This is a genomic window from Variovorax trehalosi (genome assembly GCF_051216415.1).
GTDB lineage: Bacteria > Pseudomonadota > Gammaproteobacteria > Burkholderiales > Burkholderiaceae_C > Variovorax.
On record NZ_JBPJZG010000003.1, the window covers coordinates 167,376 to 183,235 of the forward strand.

Genomic DNA, 15,860 nt, shown 5'->3' on the forward strand with positions numbered 1-15,860 from the left:
GCGATGAAATTCGACACACCCGCCACCACCAACCCGATCGACCAGCTCAAGGTCGTCGGCCAGCCGCTGGACCGCATCGACGGCGCGCTCAAGACCACGGGCACCGCGCCCTACGCCTACGAGCGCCACGACGTCGCGCCCGATGCGGCCTACGGCTACATCGTCGGCGCGGCCATCGCCAAGGGCCGCATCGTCGCCATCGACCAGGCCCGCGCCAAGGCCGCGCCCGGCGTGATCGCCATCGTCACCGCCGAGAACGCGGGCAAGCTCGGCAAGGGCAACTTCAACACCGCGCGGCTCCTGGCCGGCCCCATGGTCGAGCACTACCACCAGGCCGTCGCGCTCGTGGTGGCCGAGACCTTCGAGCAGGCGCGCGCCGCCGCGCAGCTGCTGCGCGTGGAGTACGCCCGCACGGAAGGCGACTTCGACCTCGCCGGCGCGAAGGCATCGGCCGACAAGCGCACCACCGACAACAACAAGACCGTCGGTGATTTCGCGGGCGCCTTCGGCAAGGCCGAGGTGAAGCTCGACGAGACCTACACCACCCCCGATCACTCGCACGCGATGATGGAGCCCATGGCCACCACTGCCGCATGGCGCGGCGACAAGGTCGTGGTGTGGACCTCCAACCAGATGATCGACTGGACCCGCACCGACCTTGCGACCACGCTGGGCATTCCGAAGGACAACGTGCGCCTGGTCTCGCCGTTCATCGGCGGCGGCTTCGGCGCCAAGCTGTTCCTGCGCGCCGACACGCTGCTGGCGGTGGTCGGCGCCCGCATCGTGCGGCGACCGGTGAAGGTGGCGCTGCAGCGGCCGCTGGTGGCCAACAACACCACGCACCGGCCGGCGACCATCCAGCGCATCCGCATCGGCGCCACGCGGCAGGGGAAGATCACGGCCATCGGACACGAGAGCTGGTCGGGCAACCTCGTCGGCGGCAAGCCCGAGAACGCGGTGCAGCAGACGCAGTTGCTCTATGCCGGCGAGAACCGCCTGACGGGCACCCGGCTCACATCGCTCGACCTGCCCGAAGGCAACGCGATGCGCGCGCCGGGCGAAGCGCCGGGCCTGATGGCGCTGGAGATCGCCATCGACGAACTGGCAGAAAAGCTCGGCATGGACCCGGTGGAGTTCCGCGTGCTCAACGACACGCAGGTGGACCCCGCGAACCCGAGCCGCCGCTTTTCGCAGCGCCGCCTCATCGAATGCCTGCGCACTGGCGCGCAGCGCTTCGAATGGGCGCAGCGCAACGCGAAACCCGCGCAGCGGCGCGAGGGCCGCTGGTGGATCGGCACCGGCCTGGCCGCCGCCTTTCGCAACAACCAGGTCATGAAATCGGGCGCTCGCGTGCGGCTCGACGGGCGCGGCGTTGTCACGGTGGAAACCGACATGACGGACATCGGCACGGGCAGCTACACCATCATTGCGCAGACGGCGGCCGAGATGCTGGGCGTGCCGATCGAGAAGGTGGTGGTGCGGCTCGGTGACTCGTCGTTCCCGGTGTCCGCGGGCTCGGGCGGGCAGTGGGGCGCGAACAGCGCGACCGCGGGCGTGTACGCGGCCTGCGTGAAGCTGCGCGAGGCCGTCGCGCAACGCGCGGGGCTCGATGCGTCCACAGCGAGCTTTGCGGACGGCATGGTTCGCGCCGGTGGGCGCAACGTGTCGCTTGCCTCGGTGGCAGGCGAGGGCGGCCTCGTGGTCGAGGACACGATGGAATTCGGCGACCTCACCAAGCAATACCAGCAGTCCACCTTCGGTGCGCATTTCGTCGAGGTGGCCGTGGACGCCTACACCGCCGAAGTGCGCGTGCGGCGCATGCTCGCGGTCTGCGCGGCGGGGCGCATTCTCAATCCCAAGTCGGCGCGCAGCCAGGTCATCGGCGGCATGACGATGGGCGTGGGCGCGGCGCTGATGGAAGAGCTCGCGGTCGACAAGCGCATCGGCTTCTTCGTCAACCACGACCTGGCCGGCTACGAGGTGCCGGTGCATGCCGACATTCCGCACCAGGAGGTCATCTTCCTGGACGAGACCGACCCGATGTCTTCGCCGATGAAGGCCAAGGGCGTGGGTGAGCTGGGCATCTGCGGCGTCGGCGCGGCGGTCGCGAACGCCATCTACAACGCGACCGGCGTGCGGGTGCGCGACTACCCGGTCACGCTCGACAAGCTGCTGGGGCGCATGCCGTCGCAGGCGATCTGAACCTGCCGCAGAGGGTGGAGGCGGGGCCTGCGACTAGACTCCCGAGCACCACTGCATGAGGAGACCCTTGATGTCGATCGATACCCTCGCCACCTGGCACCGGCTCGTGAAATCGCATGACGCGAAGGGCCTCGATGCCCTGCTGGACGACAACGCCGTCTTCCTCTCGCCCGTGGTGCACAAGCCGCAGCTGGGCAAGGCCATCACCGCCAAGTACCTGGGCGCGGCCTTCCATGTCTTCTTCAACGAAAGCTTACGCTACGTGCGCGAGCTCAAGGGCGAGCGCGATGCGGTGCTCGAATTCGAGGTCGAGATCGATGGCATCTCGGTCAACGGCGTCGACATGATCAAGTGGAACGACGCGGGCCTGATCACCGAGTTCAAGGTGATGCTGCGGCCCCTGAAGGCGGTGAACCTGATCCACGAGAAGATGGGCGCGATGCTGCAGGCGGCATCGTCCTTGTCGTAGCCGTCGCCGTATCGCTCAGACCAGCGTGCCGTACACGATGAACCCGTCGTGCGTGGCCACCTTGTCGTAGAGCGTGCGCCCCGCCGTGTTGGTCACATGCGTCTGCCAGTAGACGCGGTGGCCGCCCACGCGCTTCACATGCGCATACACGCCTTCGATCAATTGCCTGCCCACGCCCTGGCCGCGCTCCGACGGCAGCGTGAACAGGTCCGACAGGTAGCAGGTCGGCTCGATGCGCGTCATGCTGCGGTGAAAGAGGTAGTGCGTGAGCCCCACGAGTTGGCCGTCGCGCTCCGCGACCAGCGCATGCACCGGCTCGTACGCATCGAAGAAGCGCTGCCACGTGACCTGCGTGATCTCGTCGGGCAATGCGGTCGGACCTTCGCGTCCATAGAAGGCGTTGTAGCCGTCCCAGAGCGGCTTCCAGCCCGCGTAGTCGTCGGGCACCGGGGGGCGGATCAGGAGAGGGGGAGAAGAGGTCGTCGTCATGCGTCGGCTGCCTGCACGTTGTTGAAAAAACGTGCGATTGCAACACGACCCCGGGCTCAGCGCGAGAAGAAATCGCCCAGCGCCGCTTCCGGAAGCCGTTCGCGCAACCCGATCGCCACCACGGCCGCGCACGCGCCGTCCGGCGGCGCGGCCTTGCGCAGCGAACCGTGGCGGCCCGCGAATTGCACCTCCGACCATTCGTCGCCACCCGCGCCATGGCCGGTTCGCAGCACGCCCTTGAGCCGCAGCACACCGGGGGGCATCTCGCGCAGCCAGGCGCGCAACGCGGCGGCGGGGATGACCGCCTCGGGCTGCGCGCTCCAGGTCGCGAACAAGGCGCCGTGGTCGGGCGCGTGGCCGTGGTGGTCATGGTGGTCATGGAGGTGGCAGTCGGAACCGCAGGCATGAACCGCCGCGTGCGCAGTCGCAGGCAGCGCCAGGCCGCTCAGCAGCGACAGCGGCACCGTCGACTGCGCGGTCTGGATGCATGGCGTCCCGGGCGCGGTGGCGTCCACCCAGGCCCGCGCTTCGGCCAGGGCCGTTTCGCTCGCCAGGTCGATCTTGTTGACCACCACCAGGTCGGCCGACTTCAGCTGCCGCGCCAGCGTGTCCGCCAGCAGCGGGTCGCGCGACTGCCGCGCCGCGGCGCTGGCGTCGACCAGCACGATCACGCCCTCCAGGCTCAGTTCCGGCGCGGCCATGCCGATCTGCGCGATGCGCCAGGGGTCCGACACGCCACTCGCCTCGATCACCACCGCGTCGAACGGCGTCTTCGCCTCGATCACCTCGACCAGCGCGCGGCCCAGATCGTCGCCGATCTGGCAGCACACGCAGCCGTTGGTCAGCGCGAGCGTGTCGCCGTGCGTGGCGGCGATGAGGTCCGCATCGATGTTGAGCGCGCCGAAGTCGTTCACCAGCACCGCCATGCGCAGCCCCTTCGCCTCGCGCAGCCAGCGGTTGAGCAGCGTGGTCTTGCCGGCGCCCAGGAAGCCGCCGATGACGGTGAACGGCAGGCGCTTTCTCGTCGGCATCGCGGGAGTCCCGCTCAAGCGTATTGCGCCTTGAAGACGCGGCCCGAGAGCACCGTGCCCCACACGCGCGCATCCTTCAGGGCCATCGGGTCCATCTCGAGCGGGTCGTCTTCGAGCACGCAGAAGTCGGCGCGCTTGCCGCACTCGATGCTGCCGATCTCGCCGTCGAGCTTCAGCGTCCAGGCCGCGCCGAGCGTGATGGCGCGCAGCGCCTCGGCCACGGTGATGCGCTCGTCCTCGCCCAGCAGCCGGCCCTTGGGCGTCACGCGGTTCACCGCGCACCACGCGGTGAAGAGCGGCCCGAGCGGCGTGACCGGCGCGTCGGAGTGGATGGCCAGCGGCACGCCCGCGGCCAGTGCGCTGCCACAGGCATCGAGCCGGTTGGCGCGGTCGGGACCCATGGTCATCTCGTAGTGCTGGTCGCCCCAGTACCAGATGTGGTTGGCGAAGAGGTTCGCGCACAGGCCGAGCGACGCCATGCGGCGGAACAGCGGCGCGTCGATCATCTGGCCGTGCTGCAGCGTGTGGCGGTGGTCGGGCCGCGGCGCGCGCGCGAGCACGCGTTCGATGGCATCGATGGCCACCTCGCTCGCCTCGTCGCCGTTGGTGTGCGTGTGGATGGTGAGACCGGCGCGGTGGTAGGTCTCGAAGTCGGCCTCGTACTGCGCGGGCGCCGTGACCCAGATGCCGTTGGGCGCGCCGTTGAAATGCCCCGGCCAGCGCAGCCGCGCCGAGAACCCCTGGATCGAGCCGTCGAGCATCATTTTCACGAGGCCGTAGCGCAGGCGGTCGGTGTTGCGCGGCACGAGGCTCTTCACGTGCTCCGCGCCGAGGGCGGCGCCGTGCGTGCCGTGGAAGGCCTGGAATGCGGGGAGGATGCGCACGCCGAATCCGTCGTCGCCGGTCGTCGTCTCCAGCACGCCGCAGTCTTCGGGCGTGAGCTTGTTCACCAGGTCGGTCGCGGTGGTCACGCCCTGCAGGCAGGCCAGCTTCGCGAAGGAGCGCACGCCGGCCTCGGTCATCGGCGCGAGAAGGCCGGCGTTGCCGATCTTGCGCAGCACCAGGAACATGGCGGCCGGCTCCTGCAGCTCGCCGGTGGGTTCGCCTTCGCTCGTGCCCTCGGCGAACTTGACCACGCCCTCGACCTCGTTGTCGCGCGTGATCTCGGCGATGCGTAGCATCGCGCTGTTCACGTTCATCAGGTGGCCGTTGGCATGGCCGATGACGATGGGCCGCGTGGCGCTCGCGCGGTCCGCGTGCCGCACCGTCATGCGTTCGCCGCCGAAGTAGATCGGGTCGAACCCCCAGGCGATGAGCGGCTCGGTGTCGGGCACGCCGTTGGCGGTCATCTTCGCCGCGACTTCGGTCAGGCGCGCCACCACCTCGTCCATTGAGCGCAGGCCGCGCCACACCTTGCCCATCGGGTCGCGGCGGTCGAACCAGCCGAGGTACGTCCAGTCCCACATGCTGCCTTCCTTCAGGTGGCAGTGGCCCTCGACGAGGCCAGGCATCAGCACCTTGTCGGCAAAGCGCTCGTCCAGAGTGAACGCGCCCCAGGCCTGCATGTCCGCGAGCGCGCCGACGGCCAGCACGCGGCCGTCGCGCACCGCCACGTGGGTGGCGTGCGGCTGCATCGGGTTCATGGTGATGATCTTGCGGGCGGAGTAGACGGTGGTTGCGTTGTTTGGACTCATGGCGACTCTGGAATCGAAAGAGGCGGGTGCGGCAAGCCGTCGACGATGTCGACGCGCCTGCAGCGCACCCAGTGATCGGGCGCGACCTCGCGCAGCGGCGGCAGCTCGGCCGCGCAGGCCGGCTCGGCCACGGGGCAGCGCCCCGCGAAGCGGCAGCCTTTGGGCGGATCGATGGGGCTCGGCGGATCGCCGCTCAGCTTGATGCGATTCGCGGCGCGGCGGCGCCCGCCGCTCACGGTCGGCACGGCCGACATCAGCGCCACGCTGTACGGATGCAGCGGCCGCGCGAAGAAGCTGCGCCGCGGCGCGCGCTCGACGATCTGGCCAAGGTACATCACGGCGATGTCGTCGCAGATGTGCTCCACCACCGCCATGTCGTGCGAAATGAAAAGGTAGGTCAGCCCCAGCTCGAGCTGCAGCCGCGCGAGCAGGTTGAGGATCTGCGCGCGGATCGCGATGTCCAGCGCCGACACCGGCTCGTCGCACACCACCAGCTCGGGGTTGGTGGCCAGCGCCCGCGCGATGTTGATGCGCTGGCGCTGTCCGCCCGAGAACTGGTGCGGAAACAGGTGCTGCTGCTCGGGCCGAAGGCCCACGGCCTCGAAGAGCTCCGCCACGCGGCGGGTGCGCTCCTCGGGCGTGCCGACGCGCATCAGGTCCAGCGGCGCACGCACCGCCGCGCCCGCGCGCTCGCGCGGGTTGAGCGAGGAGAACGGGTCCTGGAAGATGATCTGCATGCGCGTGCGCGCCTGCCGCAGCGCCTCGCCCTGCAGCGCGCCCAGGTCGGTGTCGCCCAGCTGCATGCGGCCAGAGGTGACGGGTGCGAGCCGCATCACCGCCAACGCGGTCGTCGTCTTGCCCGAGCCCGATTCGCCCACCACCGCGAGCGTGCTCCCACGGCGCACCGCGAACGACACGCCATCCACCGCCTTCACCACCTCGGGCTTGCGGCCCCAGCCGGACTTGCCGCGCGGAAAGTGCACCTTCAGGTCTTCGACCGAAAGCAGCGTGTCGGTCTTGCCGATGAATGTCATGCGGCCTCCCGTTCGCGTGCTTCGAGGGTCTCGGCATGCAGCCAGCAGGCTGCGCCATGCGGCGTGCCGGCCGCCACTTCGCCAGTCACCGCGAACATCGGCGGCACCTCGGCTGCGCAGCGGTCCATGGCGCGCGGGCAGCGCTCGCGAAAGGCGCAGCCCGTGCCCAGCTCCCAGATCGAGGGCACCACGCCCGCGATCTCGGCGAGGTCTTCGCGCACGTCGCCTTCCCGGGCCGCGCTGCTGCCGAGTTCGGGCAGGCAGTCGATGAGGCCGCGCGTGTAGGGGTGGCCGGGCTCGGACAGCACTTGCTCGGTGGTGCCCTGTTCGATGACGCGGCCGGCATACATCACCATCACGCGGTCGGCCATCTCCGCGACCGCGCCCATGTCGTGCGTGATGAGCATGATGGCCGTGCCCTTCTCGCGCTGCAGCGCGCGCAGCAGGTCGAAGATCTGCGCCTGCACCGTCACGTCCAGCGCGGTGGTGGGCTCGTCGGCAATGAGGATGTCGGGCCGGCAGGCCAGCGCCATGGCGATCATCACGCGCTGGCGCATGCCGCCGGAGAGCTGGTGCGGGTACTCGTCCACGCGCCGCTCGGGCGCCGGAATGCCCACCTGGCGCAGCATCTCGACGGTGCGCTCGCGCGCCTCGCGCGCGTTCATGCCGGCATGCAGCTGCAGCGACTCGCCGATCTGGTCGCCCACGGTGAACACCGGGTTCAGCGAGGTCATCGGCTCCTGGAAGATCATCGAGATGCGGTTGCCGCGCACCTCGCGCATGCGGGCATCGCTCGCCTGCACCAGGTCTTCGCCCTGGAACAGCACGCGGCCGTCGCGAATGCGCCCCGGCGGCGAGGGAATGAGCCGCAGCAGCGCCAGCGCCGTCATGCTCTTGCCGCAGCCCGACTCGCCGACCACGCACAGCGTTTCGCCGGCGCGAATCTCGAAGTCGACCCCGTTGAGCACCAGCGCCTGGCCGCGCCGGGTCTTGAACTCGACGTGCAGGTTTTGCACGCGGAGCAATGCGTCGTCGTTGCTCGTGGCCATCAGCGCTCCCTCAGCTTGGGGTTGAGGGCATCGTTCAGGCCGTCGCCGATGAGGCTCACGGCCAGCACGGTGATGAAGATCGCCGCGCCCGGAAAGGCCACCGCCCACCAGCACGACAGAACGTACTGCCGGCTCGAGCCGATCATGAGGCCCCAGCTCATCTGGTTCGGGTCGCCGAGGCCGAGGAACGACAGGCCCGCCTCGAAGAGGATGGCCGCGCCGATGGCCAGCGTGGCCGACACCACCAGCGGCGGCAATGCGTTCGGCAGGATCACCTTCCAGATGATGCGTGCGTCGCGCGCGCCGATGGCCCGCTCGGCGCGCACGAATTCCAGCCCGCGGTACTTCATGAACTCGGCGCGCGTGAGGCGCGCGGTGCCGGTCCAGCTGACGATGCCGATGGCCAGCGTCACCGTCACCAGAGTGGGCGAAAAGAGAGTGACGACCACCATAGCGAAGAGCAGGGCGGGCAGCACCTGGAAGAACTCGGTGAGCTTCATCAGCGCGGCATCGACCTTGCCGCCGTAGTAGCCCGCGAAAGCACCGAGCGTGATGCCGATCACCACCGACAGCAGCGCGGCCACCGCGCCCACCAGCAGCGTGGCGCGCCCGCCGTAGATGAGCGCGGTGAGCACGTCGCGCCCGAGGTAGTCGCTGCCCAGCCACGCGTCTTCGCTGAAGGGCGGGGTGAGCGGCGCGGTCTTGATCTCGAACGGATCGGCCGGATAGAGCCAGGGCCCGGCGATGGCCACCGCCAGCATCAACACCAGCATGACCATGCCGGCGATGGCGGCGGGGTTGCGCAGGAACATGCGCATCGCTTCCGTGCCCGGGTGCTCCACCCGCACTGCCGCGGGCGCGGCCTTGGGTGTCTTCGAAGATGCGGCGGCGACAGAAGGCATCGTGATCACCTTGCTCATGAGGCCTTGATCCTCGGGTCGATGAAGCGATAGCAGAGGTCGGTGAGCTGGTTCATCACCACCACCACGACCGAGGAGAACAGCAGCACGCCCAGGATGGTCGGGTAGTCGCGCCGCAGCACCGACTCGAAGGCCAGCCGGCCGAGGCCCGGCCAGTTGAACACCGTCTCCACCAGGATGGCGCCGGCCAGCACGTTGCCGAACTGCAGCCCCAGCACCGTGACCACCGGCAGCAGCGCGTTGCGCAGCGCGTGCTTGTAGAGCACCACCCGGTCGGCCAGCCCCTTGGCGCGCGCGGTGCGGATGAAGTCCGAGCCCAGCACGTCCAGCATCGAGGAGCGCGCAAGGCGGCTGTACTGCGCGAGGTACACCAGGCTCAGCGTGAGCGTGGGCAGCACCAGGTGATGCGCCACGTCGAGCACATCCTTCAGGCCCCCGCCGCCGGTGGAATCGATGGAGCGCATGCCCGCCACCGGAAGAATCGGGAACACCGACGCCAGCAGGATCACCAGCATGATGCCCAGCCAGAACACCGGCGCCGCGAACCCCACCAGCGACAGCACCGTGATGAACTGCGAGAGCCAGCCGTTGGGCTTGCGCGACGACAGCACCCCCAGCGCCGTGCCCACGAAGAAGGCCAGCAGCACCGCGCTGAGCACCAGCAGCAGCGTGGCCGGCACGCGCTCGGCGATCATGGCCGTCACCGGCAGGTTGAAGAAGTACGAGTAGCCCAGGTCGCCCCGCGCCACCTTGCCGAGGTACACGCCCAGTTGCACCGGCAGCGATTGGTCCAGCCCGTACTGCGTGCGCAGTTGCGCCATCAGCTCGGGCGACATGCCGCCGCTGGCCCCGGCGATGGTTTCCACCGGGTCGCCCGGCGCGGCGTGCACCAGCACGAAATTGAGCACCACCACCGCGAGCACCAGGCCGATGGCCTGGAGCAGTCGCGAGGCAGCGAAGCGAAGCGTGCCCATGGCGCCCGCCCTACTTGAAGTAGACCTCGTCCATCGGCGAGAGCGGCCCCCAGATGGTGGCGGGCACGTTGCCCAGCTTCTTGCTTGCGATGGTGTGGTAGGGCACCTGGTTGATGAATTCGATCGGCAGGTCGTCCGTCACGATCTTCTGGAAGGTCGCGTAGTAGGCCTTGCGCTGGGTCGGATCGATCAGCCCACCCGCGGTGTTGAGCAGTTCGTCCACCTTCGGGTTGGCATACGACTGCGTGTTGGTCCAGATGATCGGCTTGATGTTGGTCGACAGGTACGTGCGGTGCACGCCGATGATCGGATCGCCCCAGTTGAACACCAGGTCCATCGACATGTCGAAGTCATGCGAGGCCAGGCGCTTGGCCCACGCCGGAAAGTCGGCCGAGGCGCGCACCTCCACCGTGATGCCCACCTTCTTGAGCTGGCCGCGGATGTATTCGGCCACGTTCTTCTGCTGGTCGTCGGCGCCCGGCAGGTAGTCGATGGTGAGCTTGAAGCGCTCGCCGTTCGCGCCTGCCTTGTAGCCGGCAGCATCGAGCATCTCGCCGGCCTTCTTCAGGTCCAGTGGATAGCGCACCAGGTCGTTCACCGCGAAGGGGCTCGCGGCCACCAGCGGGCCGTCGGAGACGGTCGCGAAGCCGCCCATGAGCGCCTTGGCGATGAAGTTCTTGTCGATGGCCGTCGCGATCGCCTTGCGCACCTGCACGTCCGAGAGCGGCTTCTTCGCCGTGTTGAAGGCCAGCCAGTTGAGCGCGCCGATGCCGTCGTAGCCCTTGGGGGTGAGCGACACCTTCGGGTCCGTCGCCATGCGGCGCAGGTCCGTGGGCAGCGTGGCGAAGGGCAGCATCTGGATGTCGCCGCGCTCCAGGCCCAGCATGAGGCTGGCCATGTCGGGCGTGACGTTGACGATCACCTTGTCCAGGTAGGGCTTGCCGGCCAGGAAGAACTTGTCGAAGCGCTCCAGCACGATGCGCTGCGCGGGCTTGAACTCGGTCACGCGGAACGGGCCCGAGCCGACCACGTCGGTGGAGTTGCGCGGATGGTTTTTCAGGTCCTGCCCGTCGCCGTAGATGTGCTTGGGAAGAATGGGGCACAGCGCCGGCGACATCGCCAGCACGATGGCGGGGTGCGGCACGCTCATGCGGATGATGGCCGTCTGCGCATCGGGCGTCTCCACCTTCTCGACCGGGCCGAGCATGGTGGTGAACGGATGGTTCGCCTTGATGGCCATCACCGAGAACGCCACGTCGGCCGAGGTGACCGGCTTGCCATCGTGAAACACCGCGTCCTTGCGCAGCTTGAGCGTGAGCGACTTGCCATCGTCGGCGAGCTTCCACGATTCGGCCAGGTAGGGCTGCGGGTTCCACTTGTCGTCGAAGCGCAGCGGGCTCGCGAAGATCTGCGTGGAGGGCATCGCGGTCGCGATGCCCGACTGCACCGCGCCGTTCAGGTGCCGCGGCGTCTGCGTGCTGCCGATCACCAGCGTGCCGCCGCGCCTGGGCTCGTCGGCGGCCGATGCGGGCAGCGGGAGCAGCGCGCTCGCGGCCACCGAGGCGGCCGAGAGCAGGGTGGCACGGCGCGTGAAACGGGGAAGGGACATGGCAGGACCTCTGGAAGTTCGACACAGGCAACAGGCTTCGGCCGCTCGGGCCTTGGCGTCGAAGATAGGCGCTGGCCGCGCAGGGGCGAAGAGCCAATTGCCCGCGACTCGCAGGGCCAGAAGCCACGGGTTTGCCCCGTTGTGCACCAGCGGCATGCGCCACTTCGGTGAATGCGCGCGGGCGGTGCGCGGCCCGCCTATTTCTCGTCGCGCAACCAGTACCACTTGTAGAGCGCGCGCTGCCCGATGCGCCGGAACGGCGCGAACGCGCGCGACTCCACCAGCCCCATCACATTCGGGAACGGCAGCGGCGAGTGGTAGATCGGCAGCTCGAACACATCCTTGCCCGCGTCCTTGCCCGCCATGCGCTCGGCCAGCCGCTTGCCGGCCCAGGTCGAGAACGACACGCCGTTGCCGCCGTAGCCCACCGCATACCAGATCTTCTTGGCCGCGTCGGGCTGCGTGATGCGCGGCATCATGTCGTGGCTCATGTCGACCCAGCCCCACCACGAGTAGTCGATGCGGATGTCGGTGAGCGGCGGAAACTTGCGCGCGATCGCATCGGTCAGCAGCTTCAGGTGCACCGGGTCTTCGGCATCCGCGCCGCTCACCGCGCTGCGGCTGCCGATCTGCAGCCGGTTGCCTTTGAGCAGCCGGTAGTAGAAGCGCAGCGTGCGCGTGTCCGTGAGGAAGGTGTGCGACCTGAAATTGGTCGCGGCCAGCTCCGCATCGGAGAGCGGTCGCGTCACCACCGAGTTCGAGAGGATCGGCATGATCCGGTTCTTGAGCATCGGACTCAGCGCCTGCCCCGTGTAGCCGCCGGTGCACACCGCCACGCGGCGCGCGCGCACCGTGCCGGCGGGTGTGCGCAGGTGGTGCACACCGTCGATGGTGTGCCAGCCCTGCACCGGGCTCGAGGTGTGCACCGTCACGCCCAGCGCGCGCGCCCGTCGCATCAGGCCGAAGGTGAACTTCAGCGGATGGATGCCCACGCCCTCGGCCTCGAACATCGCGCCCTTGGCCTCGCGCTCGTCGCAGTAGTCGCGCCGCAGTTCCTCGGTGCCCATCATGCGGGTGGCGTAGCCGAAGGTCTCGCGCATCAGGCGGGCCTCGGCTTCCAGACCGACCAGCTTCTCGGGCCGGTGCGCAAGGTAGAGGTGGCCGCCGTCGAACGCATCGCAATCGATCTGCGTCGTGAGGTGGCGGAAATTCTCGAAGCCCTTGCGGATCTCGGCATCGAGTTTCTTCGCGGTGTCCAGGCCCCAGCGCTCGATCCACTGCGAGCGCTTCAGGCGCCCGCTCGCGTTCTGGCCCTGTCCGCCGCTGCGGCTGGAGCACCCCCACGCGGCCTGGTTGGCTTCGAGCACCGTCGCCTTGATGCCGTGTTCCTCCGCGAGGTAGAGCGCCGTCGCCATGCCCGTGGCGCCCGAGCCGATGATGGCGACGTCCACGTCGATGTCCTGCAGCAAGGGGCCGTCGTCTTCGGGCGGCGTGCCCGCGCTCGCCACCCACCAGGTGGGCGCGTACGCGCGGCCGGCGCCGGGGTCGGGCGCGAGCAGCGGGTCGTATTGCGGGTCGTAGGGGCGGAACGGGTCTTGCGGTGGTTGCATGGGGGCGGCGCCGTCGATGGTCGCGGCGCTGGCGTCACTGTTGAATCGGGCGGTCCCTGCTGCGATGGTCATGAGAGGGCTCCAGGTGAGGAAGACAGGTCGTTGCCGCCCAGCTACTTCGCTGCCGGCAGGTTCGGCCTTGCCTTCCGGAACACGTTCTTCAGATGGATCTTTCCGTCCCTGAAGGTGAAGACGTCGATGCCGTCCGTCTCGATGCGGCTGCCGTCGGCGGCGGTGCCGGTGAAGGTCCATTGCGAGGTGCCGAAGTCGCCGTGCACGAAGTGCTGGCCGTTGATCCACTGCGCATCGGGCACTGCCTGCCAGGCGCCCGCGAAGGCCTTGCGCACGGCTTCTGTGCCTACATGGCGGGCGCCGCAGGCATCCGGGCCTGCAGCGGTCTGGAAGATGCAGTCCGGCGTCATGAAGCCCATCAGCGCGTCGATGTCGTGGCGGTTCCAGGCGTCGCTGAAGGCGGCGAGGGTGTCGGTGGTCACTGAAGAAGAAGGTTGGACTGTCACGCGGAACTCCGGAGCGGAAATGAATGGCACAAGCGTAGGCAGCCGGGTGGCGGCGCGATAGGGCCAGATGGGGTGATTCGACCGAGCCAGAACGCCATCGGGCATTGCCGGGGCACCACGAAGGGGGTGCCTGTCCTAAACTGCGGCGCACCATGCCCCCGAACCCGCGATCCACCCAGTGGGCGCAGCTTTTTGCGCTGCCCGACCAACCGGCGCTGCCGCTGCAGGCGCGCCTGCGAACCGCCGTGGTGCAGGCCATCCTCGAAGAGCACCTCGCGCCCGGCGCGCCGCTGCCCTCGTCGCGCGAACTGGCGGCGCTGCTCGGGCTGAGCCGCAACACCGTCACCTCGGCGTACCTGCAACTGATCGACGAAGGTTTTCTCGAAGCGCGCCCGCGCAGCGGCGTGTTCGTGGCGCACAACGCGCGCCCGCTCTCCGCGGTGCATGCCGAGCCGCTGGTCGGCCGCAGCGGCCAGGCGAGCCAGCCGCCCGACTGGTCGGGCCGCGTGCTGCGCTCGCTGGTCGACAAGCCCACGCTGTCGAAGCCGGACAGGTGGCGCGACTACCCGTACCCTTTTGTCTACGGCAACTACGACCCGCAGCTTTTTCCGACCGAGGACTTTCGCGAATGCTGCGCGCGCAGCCTGGCCCGCTCGCAACTGCCGCACTGGACGCCCGACTTCGAAACCGACGACGTGCCCGACCTCATCGAGCAGATCCGCACCCGCCTCCTGCCCAGGCGCGGCGTGTTCGCGCTGAAGGAAGAGATCCTCGTCACCATGGGCGCGCAGCATGCGTATTACCTTTTGGCCGAGGCACTGTTCGACGGGCAGACCCGCGTGGGATTGGAAGAGCCCGGCCATCCGCACGCGCGCAACAGCTTCTCGCTGCGGCAGCCCAAGTGGGTGGAGGTCGATGTCGATGAAGACGGCCTCGTGGTCGATGCGCTGCCCGCCGCCGACTACCTGTTCGTCACGCCCTCGCACCAGAGCCCGACCACCGCCACGCTGAGCCTGGAGCGGCGGCAGTGGCTGCTGCGCAAGGCCGAGCTGCAGGACTTCGTGATCATCGAGGACGACTACGAGGCGGAGAACCTGTACGAAGGGGCGCCGATGCCTGCTTTGAAGAGTCTCGACAAGACGGGGCGGGTGATTTACGTGGGGTCGGTGTCGAAGAGTTTGTCGCCTGCTTTGCGGCTGGGGTTCATCGTGGCGCCTCGCGCGTTGATCAAGGAATTGCGGTTGATCCGGCATGCGATGGTGCGGCATCCGAGTGCGTTTTTGCAGCACGCGTATGCGCTGTTTCTTTCGCTGGGGCATCACGAGTCGCATGCGCGGCGGGTGAATGCTGCGATGCAGGAGCGGTTGGCGATTGCTGCGCAGGCGCTGCGGGATCATTTGCCGGATTTCGAGTTTCGGCTGCCTTCTGGAGGGGCTTCGATTTGGGTGCAGGCGCCTACTTGGGTCGATGCGAACGAGCTTTCTCTCATGGCTCGCAACCACGGGGTGCTGATCGAGGCGGGGGACGTGTTCTTTGCTCGGCCTCCGTATCCTTGTCCGTTCTTTCGTCTGAGGTTGTCTTCTATTGCTGCTTCTCAGATTCCGGCTGGGATTCGGGCTTTGGGGATGGCGGTGGAAGAGTTGGCGTTGGCGCGCGGCGAGAAGCGGGCCGCGGGGCTTCGAACGCATTGAATTAATTTGCTTTCCGAGGCCGGGTTTCGCCCCGGCGGGCGAGCTACTTTCTTTTGCTTCGCCAAAAGAAAGTAGCCAAAGAAAAGGCGACCCCACTGTCTGCGACCCCTTCGCGTTGCTACGGGGCAACCTGCGGTGCTCGCGTTTCGCGGGGTCTCGCAGAACTCGCTTCGCTCAAACAGCTGCGAGCCCTGATCCGCGAACCGCTGCGCTCCTCGGCGCAGCCAGAGGGGAGGGGGCAACCAACGGGCCATCGCTTTGCTCGGCTTGCAATCGGGCCTTTGCTTCGCTCGGTCCAGGGATTTGCTCCCTCTCCCCTTGGGGAGAGGGCTGGGGTGAGGGCACCGCGGCCGAGCGAAGCAAAGGCCCGTGAGGCGTTCAAGCGCCGAGCGCAGCGATGGCGTGTCGGTCCCCAAAGCCCTTCTGTATGCGCCGAGGAGCGGAGCGTTTCGCGGATCAGGGCTCGCCCTTGTTTGAGCGAAGCGAGTTTGGGCGAGACCCCGCGAAACGTGAGCACCGCAGGTTGCCCGCAGCGAAGCGGAGGGACGCAGACAGCAGGGTCGCCTTTCT

General features: G+C 68.4%; 13 protein-coding genes. 3 read left to right on the top strand and 10 right to left on the bottom strand.

Annotation, left to right across the window (positions count from 1 at the left end; genetic code table 11):
* Window positions 1-3: 3 nt before the first annotated feature.
* Entirely contained in the window at window positions 4-2,202 is a 2,199-nt protein-coding gene (gene paoC / locus ACSFA7_RS12770) for an aldehyde oxidoreductase molybdenum-binding subunit PaoC (RefSeq protein WP_435499710.1), read from the top strand.
* A gap of 70 nt (window positions 2,203-2,272) precedes the next feature.
* A complete protein-coding gene (locus ACSFA7_RS12775; protein ID WP_435499711.1) occupies window positions 2,273-2,671 on the top strand; it encodes a nuclear transport factor 2 family protein in 399 nt (132 codons plus the stop codon).
* 15 nt (window positions 2,672-2,686) lie between these two features.
* Here ACSFA7_RS12775 and ACSFA7_RS12780 read toward each other — a convergent pair whose 3' ends face one another.
* The 10 genes from ACSFA7_RS12780 to ACSFA7_RS12825 form a co-directional block, all read right to left on the bottom strand.
* Complete coding sequence (locus ACSFA7_RS12780; protein ID WP_435499712.1) at window positions 2,687-3,160, bottom strand: GNAT family N-acetyltransferase; 474 nt, start codon at window positions 3,158-3,160, stop codon at window positions 2,687-2,689.
* A gap of 56 nt (window positions 3,161-3,216) precedes the next feature.
* Entirely contained in the window at window positions 3,217-4,191 is a 975-nt protein-coding gene (locus ACSFA7_RS12785) for a CobW family GTP-binding protein (protein ID WP_435499713.1), read from the bottom strand.
* A 14-nt stretch (window positions 4,192-4,205) separates the two neighbouring features.
* On the bottom strand, window positions 4,206-5,885 hold the full coding sequence (locus tag ACSFA7_RS12790; RefSeq protein WP_435499714.1) for an amidohydrolase: 1,680 nt from the start codon (window positions 5,883-5,885) through the stop codon (window positions 4,206-4,208).
* Window positions 5,882-6,919: an ABC transporter ATP-binding protein gene (locus ACSFA7_RS12795; protein WP_435499715.1), complete on the bottom strand. Its 1,038-nt coding sequence runs from the start codon at window positions 6,917-6,919 to the stop codon at window positions 5,882-5,884. Before ACSFA7_RS12795 ends, ACSFA7_RS12790 begins: the two co-directional genes overlap by 4 nt.
* Window positions 6,916-7,968 (bottom strand): ABC transporter ATP-binding protein, encoded by a 1,053-nt coding sequence (locus ACSFA7_RS12800; RefSeq protein ID WP_435499716.1) that lies wholly within the window; start codon window positions 7,966-7,968, stop codon window positions 6,916-6,918. The genes ACSFA7_RS12795 and ACSFA7_RS12800 overlap by 4 nt, the downstream gene beginning before the upstream one ends.
* On the bottom strand, window positions 7,968-8,888 hold the full coding sequence (locus ACSFA7_RS12805; protein WP_435499717.1) for an ABC transporter permease: 921 nt from the start codon (window positions 8,886-8,888) through the stop codon (window positions 7,968-7,970). Before ACSFA7_RS12805 ends, ACSFA7_RS12800 begins: the two co-directional genes overlap by 1 nt.
* Complete coding sequence (locus tag ACSFA7_RS12810; protein WP_435499718.1) at window positions 8,885-9,862, bottom strand: ABC transporter permease; 978 nt, start codon at window positions 9,860-9,862, stop codon at window positions 8,885-8,887. Before ACSFA7_RS12810 ends, ACSFA7_RS12805 begins: the two co-directional genes overlap by 4 nt.
* Before the next feature lie 10 nt (window positions 9,863-9,872).
* Window positions 9,873-11,471: an ABC transporter substrate-binding protein gene (locus ACSFA7_RS12815; protein ID WP_435499719.1), complete on the bottom strand. Its 1,599-nt coding sequence runs from the start codon at window positions 11,469-11,471 to the stop codon at window positions 9,873-9,875.
* 197 nt (window positions 11,472-11,668) lie between these two features.
* Complete coding sequence (locus ACSFA7_RS12820) at window positions 11,669-13,081, bottom strand: NAD(P)/FAD-dependent oxidoreductase (protein ID WP_435500216.1); 1,413 nt, start codon at window positions 13,079-13,081, stop codon at window positions 11,669-11,671.
* Window positions 13,082-13,194: 113 nt separating this feature from the next.
* Window positions 13,195-13,599: a nuclear transport factor 2 family protein gene (locus tag ACSFA7_RS12825; RefSeq protein WP_435499720.1), complete on the bottom strand. Its 405-nt coding sequence runs from the start codon at window positions 13,597-13,599 to the stop codon at window positions 13,195-13,197.
* Between the two features lie 152 nt (window positions 13,600-13,751).
* On the opposite strand from ACSFA7_RS12825, the gene pdxR reads away from it, so the two are divergent.
* Window positions 13,752-15,290 (top strand): MocR-like pyridoxine biosynthesis transcription factor PdxR, encoded by a 1,539-nt coding sequence (gene pdxR / locus ACSFA7_RS12830; RefSeq protein WP_435500217.1) that lies wholly within the window; start codon window positions 13,752-13,754, stop codon window positions 15,288-15,290.
* Window positions 15,291-15,860 lie beyond the last annotated feature (570 nt).

Excerpts from the sequence above, each read along its gene's own strand:
- paoC (WP_435499710.1), top strand. The coding sequence starts at position 4 with ATGAAATTCGACACACCCGCCACCACCAACCCGATCGACCAGCTCAAG.
- ACSFA7_RS12775 (WP_435499711.1), top strand. The coding sequence starts at position 2,273 with ATGTCGATCGATACCCTCGCCACCTGGCACCGGCTCGTGAAATCGCAT.
- ACSFA7_RS12780 (WP_435499712.1), bottom strand. The coding sequence starts at position 3,160 with ATGACGACGACCTCTTCTCCCCCTCTCCTGATCCGCCCCCCGGTGCCC.
- ACSFA7_RS12785 (WP_435499713.1), bottom strand. The coding sequence starts at position 4,191 with ATGCCGACGAGAAAGCGCCTGCCGTTCACCGTCATCGGCGGCTTCCTG.
- ACSFA7_RS12790 (WP_435499714.1), bottom strand. The coding sequence starts at position 5,885 with ATGAGTCCAAACAACGCAACCACCGTCTACTCCGCCCGCAAGATCATC.
- ACSFA7_RS12795 (WP_435499715.1), bottom strand. The coding sequence starts at position 6,919 with ATGACATTCATCGGCAAGACCGACACGCTGCTTTCGGTCGAAGACCTG.
- ACSFA7_RS12800 (WP_435499716.1), bottom strand. The coding sequence starts at position 7,968 with ATGGCCACGAGCAACGACGACGCATTGCTCCGCGTGCAAAACCTGCAC.
- ACSFA7_RS12805 (WP_435499717.1), bottom strand. The coding sequence starts at position 8,888 with ATGAGCAAGGTGATCACGATGCCTTCTGTCGCCGCCGCATCTTCGAAG.
- ACSFA7_RS12810 (WP_435499718.1), bottom strand. The coding sequence starts at position 9,862 with ATGGGCACGCTTCGCTTCGCTGCCTCGCGACTGCTCCAGGCCATCGGC.
- ACSFA7_RS12815 (WP_435499719.1), bottom strand. The coding sequence starts at position 11,471 with ATGTCCCTTCCCCGTTTCACGCGCCGTGCCACCCTGCTCTCGGCCGCC.
- ACSFA7_RS12820 (WP_435500216.1), bottom strand. The coding sequence starts at position 13,081 with ATGCAACCACCGCAAGACCCGTTCCGCCCCTACGACCCGCAATACGAC.
- pdxR (WP_435500217.1), top strand. The coding sequence starts at position 13,752 with ATGCCCCCGAACCCGCGATCCACCCAGTGGGCGCAGCTTTTTGCGCTG.